General features: G+C 32.4%; 13 protein-coding genes. All 13 read left to right on the top strand.

Features of this window, described 5'->3' with window-relative positions:
• Positions 1–101: 101 nt before the first annotated feature.
• The 13 genes from DWV06_RS08610 to adhE all read left to right on the top strand — a co-directional run bounded on the left by DWV06_RS08610 (position 102) and on the right by adhE (position 15,552).
• Positions 102–659 (top strand): TetR/AcrR family transcriptional regulator, encoded by a 558-nt coding sequence (locus DWV06_RS08610; protein WP_115481779.1) that lies wholly within the window; start codon positions 102–104, stop codon positions 657–659.
• Positions 660–672: 13 nt separating this feature from the next.
• The gene (locus DWV06_RS08605; protein WP_115481778.1) at positions 673–1,728 is read left to right on the top strand and encodes an acyltransferase family protein; all 1,056 of its coding nucleotides are present in this window, start codon (positions 673–675) and stop codon (positions 1,726–1,728) included.
• Between the two features lie 19 nt (positions 1,729–1,747).
• Positions 1,748–2,305 carry a phosphodiesterase gene (yfcE, locus tag DWV06_RS08600; RefSeq protein WP_115481777.1) on the top strand — a complete coding sequence of 186 codons (558 nt, stop codon included), beginning with the start codon at positions 1,748–1,750 and terminating at the stop codon, positions 2,303–2,305.
• Between the two features lie 169 nt (positions 2,306–2,474).
• On the top strand, positions 2,475–3,107 hold the full coding sequence (locus tag DWV06_RS08595) for a TetR/AcrR family transcriptional regulator (protein WP_115481776.1): 633 nt from the start codon (positions 2,475–2,477) through the stop codon (positions 3,105–3,107).
• A gap of 35 nt (positions 3,108–3,142) precedes the next feature.
• The gene (locus tag DWV06_RS08590) at positions 3,143–4,414 is read left to right on the top strand and encodes an MFS transporter (RefSeq protein ID WP_115481775.1); all 1,272 of its coding nucleotides are present in this window, start codon (positions 3,143–3,145) and stop codon (positions 4,412–4,414) included.
• Positions 4,395–6,749 carry an ABC transporter permease gene (locus DWV06_RS08585; protein WP_115481774.1) on the top strand — a complete coding sequence of 785 codons (2,355 nt, stop codon included), beginning with the start codon at positions 4,395–4,397 and terminating at the stop codon, positions 6,747–6,749. The genes DWV06_RS08590 and DWV06_RS08585 overlap by 20 nt, the downstream gene beginning before the upstream one ends.
• Before the next feature lie 17 nt (positions 6,750–6,766).
• Entirely contained in the window at positions 6,767–7,519 is a 753-nt protein-coding gene (locus DWV06_RS08580; RefSeq protein WP_115481773.1) for an ABC transporter ATP-binding protein, read from the top strand.
• Between the two features lie 112 nt (positions 7,520–7,631).
• Entirely contained in the window at positions 7,632–8,429 is a 798-nt protein-coding gene (locus tag DWV06_RS08575) for a M23 family metallopeptidase (protein ID WP_115481772.1), read from the top strand.
• A 21-nt stretch (positions 8,430–8,450) separates the two neighbouring features.
• Positions 8,451–9,143, top strand: coding sequence for an aspartate/glutamate racemase family protein (locus tag DWV06_RS08570; protein WP_115481771.1), 693 nt, complete (start codon positions 8,451–8,453; stop codon positions 9,141–9,143).
• A 20-nt stretch (positions 9,144–9,163) separates the two neighbouring features.
• Positions 9,164–10,096 (top strand): DUF1848 domain-containing protein, encoded by a 933-nt coding sequence (locus DWV06_RS08565; protein ID WP_115481770.1) that lies wholly within the window; start codon positions 9,164–9,166, stop codon positions 10,094–10,096.
• Positions 10,097–10,180: 84 nt separating this feature from the next.
• Positions 10,181–11,518: an MATE family efflux transporter gene (locus DWV06_RS08560; protein ID WP_115481769.1), complete on the top strand. Its 1,338-nt coding sequence runs from the start codon at positions 10,181–10,183 to the stop codon at positions 11,516–11,518.
• Positions 11,519–11,654: 136 nt separating this feature from the next.
• Entirely contained in the window at positions 11,655–12,578 is a 924-nt protein-coding gene (locus tag DWV06_RS08555) for a LysR family transcriptional regulator (RefSeq protein WP_115481817.1), read from the top strand.
• 352 nt (positions 12,579–12,930) lie between these two features.
• Positions 12,931–15,552: a bifunctional acetaldehyde-CoA/alcohol dehydrogenase gene (gene adhE / locus DWV06_RS08550; RefSeq protein ID WP_115481768.1), complete on the top strand. Its 2,622-nt coding sequence runs from the start codon at positions 12,931–12,933 to the stop codon at positions 15,550–15,552.
• The last annotated feature ends 9 nt before the right edge of the window (positions 15,553–15,561 follow it).

Below are 15,561 nucleotides of genomic sequence, written 5' to 3'. Positions count from 1 at the left end.
AATAGGCATCTTAGTTAACAGACTTGACATAATAATGATTTAAGAGTAGAATAAACAAGTGTTTAAAACAAGCGTTTTATAGAAGGGAAGAATAGGTAGATATGGAAGAACAGACAAAACAAGTAATTTTAAAAGCAGCTTTTTTATTATTGGAGAAAAAAGACATGAATTCGATTTCTGTGAGAGAAATCGCTAAAGAAGCTGGTGTAAATATAGCAGCTATCAGTTACTATTTTGGCGGGAAATCAGAATTGTTCTCTTCTATGATGGAACAGTACTGGGAAGATCTTAAATTGTTATGTATGGAAATACTTGAGCAGGAATCAATATCAAATCTAGATGCTAAAAATTTTTGTCTTCGTTATATGGAAAAAGAAATGAGCTCAACAGGGATTCTTCGTTCAGAGCAGGTTATGTATCAAAATTACAAAATTGATGAAAAAACAAAAGAAAGAATCAATTTACAATTTAAAGCTTTTTCTCATTTAGTTAAGCAATGTAATCCAAATTGTAAAGAGGAATCACTGAAAATTAAAGTGGTATCATTATTATCTGCATTGACACATCCGGCATTGTGGAATGAAATTGCAGAAAATTTGATAGATGATAAGAAAATGTTTATGGATGCATATGTTTGTGAGTTAGTTGATAACTTATGAAGGGAGAAAGAGTATGAGAAAATATTATATTGATAATATTCGAATATTGTGTATATTATTACTGATTCCGTTTCATGCAGCAATGATATTTAACAGCTTTGGAGAGAATTGGTACATACATAGTCAAGAGAATAGTGCTGCAACTTTGTTTATTGTTGGTATTTATCCATGGTGGATGTCAGGTTTATTTGTATTGGCTGGAATGTCGTCCGTATATGCATTAAAGAAAAGAACAGTGAGGCAATATATAAAAGAAAGATTCCTAAAACTCTTTCTTCCGTTTTTGTCTGCTCTTGCATTGCTTATACCGGTTCAGCCATATATAGCTGACCAATTTTTTAATAATTATCATGGAAATTATTTTGAGCATTTATCTATATTTTTTACATTGACTGATTGGACAGGTTACGATGGTCATTTTACACCAGGTCATACTTGGTTTATTTTATATTTATTTCTCATATCTTTGATTTCAATACCATTTATGGTGTGGAATTATAACAGGGAGAAAAAAATAATCGGAACAAAAATGACGATGTTGAAACTGTTGTTACTGTTCGTTATTCCACTAATTGCTACCCCGATACTTAACATAGGGGGTAAGAGTGTTGGAGGATTTGCAGCTTACTTTTTATTAGGGTATTTTATTTTAAGTATGGAAGAGGTACAAGTCCGACTTGAAAAATATTGTATGCCGCTTGGGATAGTTTGGATAATAATGATTGTTATATATTGTAGCTTGTATCAGAGTGGCATGAAGGGGATTTTTTCCGATATAGTACAGAATGTTTTTAGCTGGATTGGAATTTTAGCAATGATTGGATTGGGAAAACGTTTTTTAAACTTTAATAATTGCTTTACAAAATATTTTGCACCGGCATCGTTTCCTATCTATATCTTTCATCAATCTATTATAGTAATAGTAGGTTATGTGATAGTGCAGCGGGTTCAATTGTTGAGTATACAGTATATTAGTATTGTTATAAGTTCATTTTTATTAACTATTATAATGTATGAATTATGTAAAAGAATTGCAGTTACCCGGTTTTTATTCGGAATAAAAAGATAGAAGGGATTGAGTAGAACTTATGAAATTAATGATAGCATCAGATATACATGGTTCATTTTATTATGGACGGCTTATGATAGAATCCTTTTGGAGAGAAAAAGCAGACAGACTGATTTTGTTAGGTGATATTTTGTATCATGGACCACGTAATGAACTCCCAAAAGGATATGCACCTAAGGAAGTGATAACGATGTTGAACCATATGAAAGATAAAATATTATCTGTGCGTGGTAATTGTGATACAGAGGTTGATCAGATGGTGTTAGAGTTTCCGATTATGGCGGATTACGCTGTTGTTTTGTTAGGTTCATATATGATTTATGCTTCCCACGGACATAAGTATAACCAAAAAAATCTTCCTCCAATACAGAAAGGAGATATCCTTTTAAATGGTCATACACATATACCTAAATGTGTAGAGCATGAAAATTATGTTTATATGAATCCGGGCTCTATATCCTTGCCGAAAGAAAATAGCTGTCATAGTTATATGATTATGAGTGAGACCAGCATTGTTTGGAAAGACCTTGAAAATGGAATTGAATATTTGTCCTGGAAAAAAGGCGATTTTGCATAGTATAAGACATACAACGAGTCGGTACATTTAGTACTGGCTCATTTTTATTTTAAAAATTCAAAGTTCATCCGAATTTGGATAAAGTTAAATTATTAAATGATTGACAATTCAGTAAATTTATACTATATTAATTATAGACCGACGGTCGGTATATAAGTGAGGTGAAACTATGAGAGTTATAAAAAAGCATGATGAGAGAAAAAATGAAATTCTGGATGCGGCGGAACGACTGTTTCATGTGAAAGGATATGAAAAGTGTACTGTGAATGACATACTTGAAGAGGTTGCTATTGCTAAAGGCACTTTTTATTATTATTTCAAATCGAAAAAAGAAGTCATGGAAGCGGTCGTATCACGCTATACTGATGTGGTGGCTGAAAGAGCAAATAAGATTCTTAAGAACGATAAAATTAGCACCGAAGAAAAATTAGTTTGTATATTTCGTGCCATGAAGATTAATGACCAAATTGATAGCGATGTGCTGAATGAAATGCATAAAGCTGAAAATGCCCAATTACATCAGAAAATTTTAAATCAAATGGTTACTACAATGGCACCCATTTTAGTACAGGTGGTTGAAGAAGGTGTAGAAAGAAAAATTTGGAGTTGTAAATACCCATTACAATATATGCAGATTTTTCTGTCTGCTGCATTAACGTTAACAGATGAGGGGATTTTCAAATTGGATAAAGAAGAACAAGGTATGCTTATGACAGCTTTGATTTCACTAATTGAAAAGATGTTAGAAGTACCAGAAAATTCCTTCAATCAGTTGTTTATACAAAAGTGGGAAAAAACTTGATACAAAAGATAATTTAAAAGTAAAAGGAAACTATTATGAAAAAGTTTATAGCTATATGGATTGGGGAATTAATTTCAAATATTGGTAGTGGTATGACTGCATTTGCCATTTCAATTTATGTTTATCAGCTTACAAGAAGCGCAACATGGGTATCGGTCGTAGCTCTTCTGGCATTTGCTCCTACCATTCTTTTGAACCCCTTTGGAGGTATCCTTGCAGATCGTTATGACAGAAGGTTATTAATGATATGTGGAGATTTTTTTTCAGCCGTGGGTCTTTTGGTTATAATCATCTGTATGCAGTCTGGTTATACGGGTGTAATTCCTATATGTATCGGTGTTACGATAAGTTCCATCTTTTTAGGATTACTTGAGCCTGCTTATAAAGCAACGATAACAGAATTACTCCCCAAAGAAGAATTTGCAAAAGCAAGTGGTCTGGTTCAGCTGGCAGGTGCATCTAAGTACTTAGTATCACCTTTGATAGCAGGATTACTTCTTTCTTCTATAGGAATTAAGGGGATTTTAATAATTGATATACTAACATTTTTTGTTACTGTTTTTGTTTTAGTAATCGTGCGAAGAAATGTAAATAACATTAAATTAAAACAGAGTGATTTCAATTTTTTCAGAGAATTCCAGGAAGGAATAAGGAGTATTACTGCCGATAAAGGAATAAGCAGCTTAGTATTATTGATGACTTTTACTTGCTTTTTTTTAGCATTCATGCAGACTTTGCTGGCTCCTATGATTTTGGCTTTTTCTAATTCTAAAGTACTTGGAATTATGGAATCAGTTAGTGCTGTCGGTATGTTAATTGGCAGTGTTATTATTGCAAGTTTGAATATAAAAAGAAATTATTCCAAGATACTTATATTTTCTCTAATGGCGGCAGGAATTTTTATGGCATTGGCAGGAACAACGACCCATATAGGATTGCTTGCGGCATTTTGTATATTATTTTTTGCAGCGTTACCATTTGTCAATACATGTGCAGACGTATTAATTCGTGTCAGGGTATCTAATGAGATGCAAGGCAGGGTATGGGGAATAATAAGTGTAATAACACAAGCAGGCTATGTAGCGGCTTATGCGGTCTGTGGTGTATTGGCTGATTATGTGTTTGAGCCAATGCTGACTAAGGAAGGAATTTTGGCAGGAAACATTGGTCGTATTATTGGTATCGGAGAAGGTCGAGGAATTGGATTTATGCTTATTATTACCGGTATTATAATGTTTGCGTTTGCAGTTATTTTTGGATCAAGGAAAAGTATTAAGGAGATGGAAAATGAATTGGCAAATAATTAAAAAGGATTTGAAAAGAAATAAATTAATTAATCTGGCATTATTTTTGTTTATGGTATTTTCTGCGATGCTTGCAGCTTTGTCTGTGATTGTGGCTGTACAGACTTTTACATCAATATCTGAATTATATAAGAAAGCAAAGCCTTCTCATTTCATGCAGATGCATAAAGGAGAAATCAATCGGGAAGCAATCAATAAATTTATGTCAGAACATGGGGATATAACCTATTGGCAGACTTGCACAATGATTGATATGTACGGCGAATGTATTACAGTTAAGGGAGATCAAAATACATACAATCTTTCTGATTGCCGTCTCGACATCGGCCTGGTTATGCAGAATAAAGAAAGAGATATACTATTAAATTCGAAACATAATAAAGCAGTTATTCGTCAAGGAGAAATAGGGGTACCTGTACTATTAAAAGAAATGTACAAAATGGAATTAGGAGACCGCATTATTTTGAACTGTAATGGAATTACCAAAGAGTTTGTAATTAAAGAATTTATTTTGGATTCCATGATGAATTCTACAATGTGTTCTTCAACAAGAATACTATTAAGTGAAAAAGACTTCAATATGCTGCAAGGTAAAGTTGGAGAGGTTGAGTATCTGATAGAAGCATATCTTACCAATTCTAAAGAAGCTAACGCTTTTCAGACTGATTATGAAAATGCAGGACTACCACAGAATGGACAGGCTGTTACTTATTCAATGATTTTTTTGCTGAGTGCTTTAACGGATATTATAACGGTATTTGTTTTATTTTTTGTAAGTATACTTTTAATCCTTATTTCTTTTATATGTGTTAGGTTTACGATATTGGCTGCAATGGAAGAAGATATGAATGAGATTGGGGTAATGAAGGCGATAGGGCTTCGATTTTTTGATATCAGAGACCTTTATCTTATTAAGTACAGGACATTGGCAATCGCAGGTGTAATAGCGGGAAATATTTTTGCATTATTAATAAGTAGTATTTTTACAAGGCATATTAGTATAACATTCGGAGATAAAAAGATATCAATTCATGCAATAGTATTATCATTAATTATTAGTTGTATCGTTTTTTATATTACTAATTTTTACTGTAAAATTGTATTAAAAAAAATCAAAAAGTTATCGGTCGTTGAAACGCTGGTAAGAGGAAATAGATTGAATAAAAATGCAGCAGGTTTCAAGAAAATCATATATAAATCTAAGAAACTGCCAGTTAATTGGTTGCTAGGAATTTGTGAAGTTTTCTTTCAATTTAGAAACTGGCTTATCGTATTTTTCTCGTCTATTATAGTTGTATTGATGATTCTAATTCCGGTAAATCTGATGAACACCTTAAAATCGCCTAAATTTATTTCCTATATGGGAAGTTCATTGGAAGATATTATGATTGAAACAGGTAATGGTAAAAATATTGAAGATAATTATGAAACTATAAAACAGCTCTTAAAAAGAGATGAAGATATCTTAAATTATCAGGAATATCGAAGAGTTTGCGCAAAAACTGTTGATGCACAAAAGAAGCTTATGAATTTACATATAGACAGTGGAGAAAACGCTGGAAATGAACTTCAGTTTCTTAGTGGAAAGTCACCTGAGAGGGAAAATGAACTTGCAATTTCCTATCTTAATGCTAATGAAATGGGTAAAGAGACCAATGACATTATAGTACTATATTTAAATGGAAAAGAAAAGGAATTTGTTATTTCAGGAATTTATCAGGACGTTACAAGTGGTGGATACACAGCAAAATCAAAATATCATTTTTCGGGATTGAATAGTGAAAAATATTCTTTTTCAGTTAACTTTAACGAAAAAACAGATGTGAAAAAAAAGGCAGATGAATGGAATGAAATCCTTGGTTATGGAATTAAGGTGGAACCAATGGAAGAATTCATCAATCAAACTTTGGGGGGAGTTGTAAATCAACTTAGGACAATTATTTTTGTAATTATTATTATTAGTTCCTGTCTGACTATGTTTGTAACAATTTTATTTATAAAGCTGCGACTTGCAAAGGACCTATCGGAAATAGCAGTTTTAAGAGCAATTGGGTTTTCAAAGCGAGATATAAAAATGCAATATATGATAAAAATCGGTTGCATTTCAATGATTGGAATATTAACGGGTATAGTATTGACGCAAGTGTTAGGAGAAAAGATTAGTAACGTTGCATTAAGCAGCGCAGGGCTTGGGATAAAGAAGGTAGAACTTATTATTAATCCTGTAACGGAGTTTATTATTTGTCCTCTGTTTTTGATTATGCTTATACTTCTGATAACTTGGATTGTTGTAAGAACAATTAAAAAATATAATATTATTACGCTTATAAACGAATAGTGATTAGGGAGGCCAATGTGAAAACATTATTAGAGACACAGAATCTATGTAAAAGTTTTGAAGATATTAAAGTTTTAAAGAATATAAATCTCAAGGTATCTGAAGGAGAATTTATAGCAATTATGGGACAGTCAGGTTCAGGAAAATCTACATTGCTTTACAATTTAAGTGGAATGGACAAGTCTTCTTCCGGTAACGTACTGTTTTGTGGGAAAGATATTTCTATGCTGAATGATGATATGATGAGCGAAGTAAGATTAAAACAGATGGGATTTATATTTCAGAATTCTTATCTTTTGAAAAATTTATCTATTCGTGACAATATTGTACTGCCAGGATTTAAGGCAAGAAAATTGACTAGAGAACAAATAAATTGTAATGCAAATATGCTAATGGAAAAGACAGGTATCTTAAGTGTAGCAGACCATGATATAAAAAAAGTTTCTGGAGGTCAGCTGCAGCGCGCAGCAATTTGCAGGGCGCTTATTAACCAGCCTGATATCTTGTTTGGAGATGAACCCACTGGAGCATTAAATAGTAGTGCGACAAGAGAAATAATGGATATTTTGAATACTGTAAATCGTGAAGGGAAAACGGTCATTATTGTAACTCATGATGCAAAAGTAGCAGCCAGGGCAAGCAGAGTCATATACTTAATGGATGGAAAATTACATAATGAATTGAAATTGGGGAAATGGGATATTTCAGAAAATAAAAAGATATACCGAGAGAAATGGTTATCAGAGTGGTTGGAAAAACAGGGTTTTTAAAATATAAAATTTTTTCCACCTCATTATATATAAACTATAATTAAGTTCTTCTTATTAAAATCTTTATATTTTTAATTTATAATGAAAAAAAATAATAATAGAGGAGATACAAATGAAAAAAATAGTTTTTTATGTATTATGTGTTATGGAAGTTATATGTTTAGCATGTGTTTATCTGGCAGGAGGAATGGCAGGTGCTTATGCATGGAGCTTCGCAGTATTTGTTTTGGCGCCATTATCATTGATAGTAGCATTGGTTCAAGTCATAGCGTTACTAGTAAGAAAGTTAAAAAAGAAAAGTCTAAAGTGGAATTTGATGCTATTAATAATCTCTTTGATTGGAGCATATCCGATTACAATTTTATTAGGTATTTCCAGCATTACCTATCCAACAAAGGCGGACAAGAAAGAGGAAATAGCAGCTGTTATGCCTGTAAAGGATGGCATTACTTTTGGTGGTGTTAATTATAAGACTCATGCAATATGGCCATCTGAATGTTATGCATATGATATACTAGTAGAGCCTTATGATATTGAAAGTAACGATTTGACTAAATTTGGTATATACAATGCAGATGTAGTTGCACCGGTCTCAGGTACTATTATTGGTCTTGAAAATTCAGAAGAAGATATTCTTCCGAATACGGATGAGTTTAAAAGTCAATTAGGTAACTATGTATTTATCAAAATAGATCGTACGGGAACCTTTATGATATTGGCACATTTAGAAAAGAATAGTATCAAAGTAACAGTTGGTGATCATATAACAGAAGGTGAGTACATAGGTAAGGTTGGCAATTCAGGTACTACCTCGGAGCCACATTTGCATATACAGCATCAGAGAAACAATCCGTTGCAAATGGTATTTCCGACTTGTTCGGAAGGGTTACCAATCAAGTTTAAAAAATAAATTAGATAAGGATGATGGAATATGAAAACAATAGGATTAATTGGGGGAATGAGTTGGGAAAGTACAGTTACATATTACAAGATAATAAATGAGGTGGTGAAAGAACAACTGGGTGGGTTACACTCTGCAAAAATATTATTATATAGTGTAGATTTTCAAGAAATAGAAGAATGTCAGGTAAATGGCGATTGGGAAAAGAGTGGAGAGATTTTAGCAGAAGCGGCTCTAAGTCTTGAGAAAGCGGGTGCTGATTTCATTGTTATCTGTACGAATACGATGCATAAAGTAGTGCCGCAGATACAGTCAAAAATTAAGATACCAATTATTCACATTGCAGAAGCAACGGCAGAAAAACTCTTAGAAAATAAAATTGAAAAAGTGGCATTGTTAGGAACGAAATATACCATGAAGCAGGATTTTTATAAAGAAAAATTAATGAATGTAGGTATAGAAGTTCTTATCCCAGATGATGAAGATATAGAGTTTGTAAATCATGTGATTTATGATGAACTTTGTATGGGAAAGATAGAAGAAAAATCGAAACAGGAGTATTTACGTATTATTCATAAGTTAGCGGAGCAGGGAGCACAAGGAGTTATTTTAGGTTGTACAGAAATAGGTCTTTTGATTCAACAAGAAGATACAAAACTTCCTGTTTTCGATACGACACATATACATGGTGAAAAAGCAGCAATGGATGCAATAAAGAAGTAAAATGGAAAGGATTCTCGATAATGATTTTAAGTGCAAGCAGGCGTACTGACATACCAAATTATTATTCGGATTGGTTTCTTAACCGATTAAAAGAAGGGCATTTATATGTACGAAACCCTATCAATATATATCAAGTCAGTAAAATAGATGTTTCTCCTAAGAATGTCGATTGTATTGTGTTTTGGACAAAAAATCCTGAACCTATGCTTCAAAAACTGGATGAATTAAAAGACTATAAGTATTACTTTCAGTTTACTTTAACAGGGTATGGAAAAGATTTAGAACCTAATGTACCTGATAAAAAGAATTATATGATTCCTATCTTTCAAGAATTATCAAATAAGATTGGGAAAGAAAAAGTAATATGGCGTTATGACCCTATCCTAATAACCGAGAAGTATTCATTAGACTATCATATTAAAGCGTTTACAAAAATTGCAGAGAATTTGAATGGGTATACCAATAAAGTAATAATCAGCTTTTTGGATTTATATTTAAAAACAAAAAGAAATATGAAAAATATAAAAGTGCAAGAGATAGAAGATATAGAAAATTTTACAGGGCAATTAGCTCAAATTGCAAAGAAAAATCAACTGTTGATAGATACGTGTGCTGAAAAAATAGATTTATCAAAATACGGAATAGGCCGTAGTAGTTGTATTGACAAAACTTTAATTGAACAAATAATAGGTTCAAAAATCAAAGTCAAGAAAGATAAAAATCAGCGTAATGAATGTGGATGTATGGAAAGTATTGATATAGGCTGTTATGATACCTGTAAAAATGAATGTATCTATTGTTATGCAAATGAAAATTGTAATAAAGTAAAAGAAAACTTAAAAGTATATAATCCGTATTCCCCAATTTTATGTAGTGAATTGGATGAGAAAGATAAAATTACAGAAAGAAAATTAAAATCATTAAAAGAAGAGCAGTTGAGTTTTTTTAATTAATTATACCTTCTGAAAATTAGTACTTCTTTTCATACTAAGTTATCATATATATTATTATTCATTAACTAAAAAAGGGGATTAAAAATGAATAATAAGGGATACATGAAGGAAATGATATCAATTGGTCTTCCTGTAACTTTACAGAGTATTTTTCAAGCTTCTTATAGTTTAGTTGATCAATTGATGGTAGGGTCTCTTGGTTCATTGAGTATTGCCGGAAGTGGTCTTGGAGCTAAATTTTCAAGTTTGGTAACTTTTACATTATCATCCGTTGCAGCAGTTGCCTCAATATTGATTGCACAGTATCATGGAATCAAAGATAAAAAAGGGATAAACCAAAGTTTTTTTTCTTGCTTATATATTTCAGTCATTATTATGCTTTTGTTTACATTACCATCATTATTAATGCCTGATTTAATTATGAGAGTTTACACGGATGATTCTGCTGCCATTCATATGGCGGCGCAATATTTGAGAGTAATTTCAATAAGTTTTATTCCAATGACATTTACATTACTTGCATCTTCTTACCTGCGGAGTATAGAGAAAAGCAAATATCCAATGTATGCCAGTGTTATATCTGTGCTTGTTAATATAATTTTTAATTATATATTTATTTTTGGAAAGTTTGGTGTACCTAAGATGTACTTAACAGGAGCAGCAATAGGAACCTTAATTGCCAGAATATTGGAAGCCTTTTATTTACTTTATTTTATACTTCGATTAAAATTAAAGAAAGAAATTTATCTAAAACCTATTCATTTGTGGAATACAAAATTCTATAAACGTATTTCGATTATAATTTTACCTATTATGTTAAATGAGTGTTCCTGGAGTATCGGTGAAAATATTTATGCAGCTATTTATGGGAGACTTGGGACAAAAGCGTTGGCAGCAATGACGATTACAAATCCTTTGCAAGGAATGTTCATTGGTATGTTTTCAGGGGTATCATCAGCAGCTGTGGTTATGGTTGGAAAACGTTTGGGAAAAAACGAGAATGAAAAAGCTTATGATATTTCCAAATTTTTATTAAAAGCAGGATTAGTAGGTTCAATTATAATTAGTATAATATTGGCTCTTACCATACCGTTTTATGTTAGATTGTTTAATGTTGAGCCAGAAGTTGAACAAATGACAATATATATCGTCTATGCATTATCTTTTGTGCTATTTGCTAAAATTTTAAACATGATTATGGGTGGTGGAATCTTAAGAAGTGGAGGAAATACAAATTTCACCATGGTAATTGATTTGATTGGAACATGGATTTTTGGAGTACCTCTTGGATTATTGGCTGCTTTTGTACTAAAGTTACCAATTTATTATGTATATCTGATATTATCATTGGAAGAAATAATACGATTAATTATTGGTCTATTTATAGTTAAGACCAGGAAGTGGATGAAAAATATAACATAGTTGAAGTGCTAAATTAAAAAAAATAATGGAGAAACAGGATAATGTATGATAAGATTTTAACAGCGAAACTATTGTTCTCAATTCTTTAGTTAGGAAGGGAATGATTTTGCCAATAGAAGTATTAGGAGGAGAAGAGATGAATATACTTCATTTAAAGTACGCTGTTGAAATTGCAAAAACGAAATCAATCAGTAAAGCTGCGGAAAATCTTTATATGGGACAACCCAATTTATCCCGCGCAATTCGACAATTGGAAGAAGAGTTAGGAATAACTATATTCAAACGTACCTCAAAAGGAATATTGCTTACGATAGATGGAGAAGAGTTTCTGAAATATGCAAAGTGCATAATCTCTCAAGTAGAGGAAGTAGAAGAACTTTATAAAAGAGGTAAGAAACCGAAGCAGAAATTTACTGTTTGTGTTCCTCGGACCAGCTATATTTCAAATGCATTTGCAGAGTTTTCCAACCATATAAAGACTGATAAATCAGCAGAAATTTACTATAAAGAAACCAATCCCATGCAGACGATTAATAGAGTGGTAAAGGGAGATTCCAATTTAGGTATTATTCGATATCAAAATATATTTGATAAATATTATCGCTCATTATTTAATGATAAAAAATTAGTTGCAGGGATTATAGCAGACTTTTCTTATGTAGTTCTTATGTCAAAAGAGCATCCTCTGGCACAGAACGATGATATAAAGCTTTCTGAACTGGCAGCTTATGTAGAAATTACCCATGCAGATTTGTATGTTCCATCTTTATCTCTTGCAGATGTTAGGAAAGAAGAGCTGTCAAAATATTCAGATAAGCATATTTATGTCTATGAACGAGGAAGTCAGTTTGCAATTCTTGAAAAAAATCCAAATACATTTATGTTTACTTCTCCGGAACCAAATGATTTAATAACCAAATTTGGATTGATTCAGAAAAAATGCAGAGAAAACACAAGAATACATAGAGATGTTTTAATATATCGAAAAGGCTATAAATTGACGGAATTAGATAATGAATTTATTACATTAGTTTGTGAAGAAAAAAGAAAGTATATGTAAATTGCTATTTTGTATCGTTTTTCTTATAAAAAATATTCACTGAAATATAATAGTGGCAGATAGAATAGAGGTGTTCAAAATGTTCAAATATTGTATGTTTTGAATACTTTTTTTATGTAAAATTATAGAAAATTCTTATAACTAAAAAACGACTTTTAATAACTTTAAAACAGATATATCGACAATAACATAGGGGTATGTATATTTAGCATTTTACTTATGTGTCGAACATTGTTAAAGTATTAACGAATAAGTAAAAGGGGACCATTATAAATATTTGGAATTATCAATGTAATTCTGGTAATAATGGTAATAATTAGAATAATAGTAATGTAGTAAAGGAGAAAAAAACATGAAAAAACAAGTAACTTATCCAGTAGTTGACGGGGTAGAGATGTTAGAAGAAGCCATCGCACGTGTGCGTGAAGCACAGAAAATATTTTCTACTTATACTCAAGAGCAAGTAGATAAAATTTTCCTTGCTGCTGTAACAGCTGCGAATAAAGCAAGAATCCCACTTGCGAAGATGGCTGTAGAAGAAACCGGAATGGGTGTAGTAGAAGATAAAGTAATTAAGAATCATTACGCGGCAGAATATATTTACAATGCATATAAAAATACAAAAACATGTGGTGTTATAGAAGAAGATAAAGCTTTTGGTACAAAGAAAGTAGCAGAACCGATTGGAGTAATTGCTGCAGTTATTCCAACTACAAATCCAACATCTACTGCTATATTTAAAGTACTTATTTCTTTAAAAACGCGTAATGGTATTATTATTAGTCCTCATCCAAGAGCAAAAAATTGTACAATTGCAGCTGCAAAATTGATTCTTGAAGCAGCTGTTGAAGCAGGCGCTCCGGAAGGAATTGTAGGATGGGTCGATGAACCTTCCTTGGAAATGACAAATATGGTTATGAAAGAAGCAGATATCATTCTTGCTACAGGCGGTCCGGGAATGGTAAAAGCTGCTTATTCAAGTGGAAAACCGGCACTTGGTGTTGGAGCGGGTAATACACCGGCTATTATAGATGAGACAGCAGATGTTTTACTAGCTGTAAACTCAATTATTCATTCAAAGACATTTGATAATGGTATGATTTGTGCATCTGAACAATCTGTTATTGCTCATGAAAAAGTTTATGATCAAGTGAGAAAAGAATTTGCTGCAAGAGGCTGTTATTTCCTTAATGCGGAAGAAACAGAAAAATTACGAAAAGTAATTATTATCAATGGATCCTTAAATGCAAAGATCGTTGGTCAAAAACCTGTTACTATCGCAGGATTTGCAGGTGTAAAAGTGCCTGAAGATACAAAAATTTTAATTGGTGAAGTTGAAAGCGTAGATATTTCAGAAGAATTTACACATGAAAAATTATCTCCAGTACTTGCTATGTATAAAGCAAAAGATATTAAGGATGCATTTGCGAAAGCAGAACAATTGATTGCTGATGGTGGTTATGGACACACTTCATCTATTTATTTAAATGCGACTACAGAAAAAGAAAAACTTGCTGAATTCGGTGAACGTATGAAAACATGCCGTATTCTTGTAAATACACCTTCTTCTCATGGTGGAATTGGTGATTTATATAACTTTAAGTTACAGCCTTCTTTAACACTTGGTTGTGGATCTTGGGGAGGAAACTCTGTATCTGAAAATGTAGGAGTAAAGCATTTGCTTAATATTAAAACTGTAGCTGAGAGGAGAGAAAATATGCTTTGGTTTAGAACACCTGAAAAGATATATATGAAGAAGGGATGTTTACCGGTAGCACTTGATGAACTTAAAAATGTTATGGGTAAAAAGAAAGTTTTTATTGTAACTGATAATTTTCTTTATAAAAATGGTTACACTAAACCTATCATGGATAAATTGGATGAAATGGGTATTCAACATACCACATTCTACAATGTAACACCAGACCCAACATTGGCATGTGCAAAAGAAGGCGCTGAACAGATGAGAACTTTTGAACCAGACACTATTATTGCTGTTGGTGGTGGTTCTGCTATGGATGCTGGTAAGATTATGTGGGTTCTTTATGAACATCCGGAAGCAGATTTCATGGATATGGCTATGCGATTTGTTGATATCCGTAAGAGAGTATATACATTCCCTAAAATGGGAGAAAAAGCATACTTTATAGCAATACCTACATCTGCAGGAACAGGTTCTGAAGTAACACCTTTCGCAGTTATTACAGATGAAAAAACAGGTGTTAAATATCCACTAGCAGATTATGAGTTAATGCCTGATATGGCAATTGTAGATGCTGATCTTCATATGGCAGCTCCTAAGGGACTTACAGCTGCATCTGGTATTGATGCTGTTACACATGCTTTAGAAGCTTATGCTGCTATGCTTGCAACAGATTATACAGATGGAATCGCATTACGTTCATTAAAAATGATCTTTGAATTCTTGCCTAGAGCTTATGATAATGGACAGGAAGATCCTGAAGCACGTGAAAAAATGGCTAACGCAGCTACTATGGCAGGTATGGCATTTGCGAATGCATTCCTTGGTGTATGCCATTCAATGGCTCATAAATTAGGTGCATTCCATCATTTACCACACGGTGTTGCAAATGCACTTATGATTGACGAAGTGTTACGTTTTAATGCATCAAACGTTCCGACAAAGATGGGTACTTTCTCACAATATGATCATCCATATACATTATCTAGATATGCAGAAATTGCTGATTATCTTGGACTTAAAGGAAAGAATGATGAAGAAAAATTAGAAAGTTTAATTAAAGCCATTGATGAATTAAAAGAAAAAGTTGGTATTAAGAAAACGATTAAAGACTACGTTCCAGATGAAAAGGATTTCCTTGCTCGTTTAGATGATATGGTTGAGCAGGCATTTGACGATCAATGTACAGGTGCTAATCCAAGATATCCTTTAATGAGTGAAATCAAACAGATGTATCTCAATGCTTATTATGGTAATCATGAAAGAGTATAAGGAGGAAAA

This window comes from Anaerosacchariphilus polymeriproducens (assembly GCF_003363435.1).
In the GTDB taxonomy this organism is placed as follows: domain Bacteria; phylum Bacillota; class Clostridia; order Lachnospirales; family Lachnospiraceae; genus Anaerosacchariphilus; species Anaerosacchariphilus polymeriproducens.
This window is presented reverse-complemented; position numbering and strand designations above follow the sequence as displayed.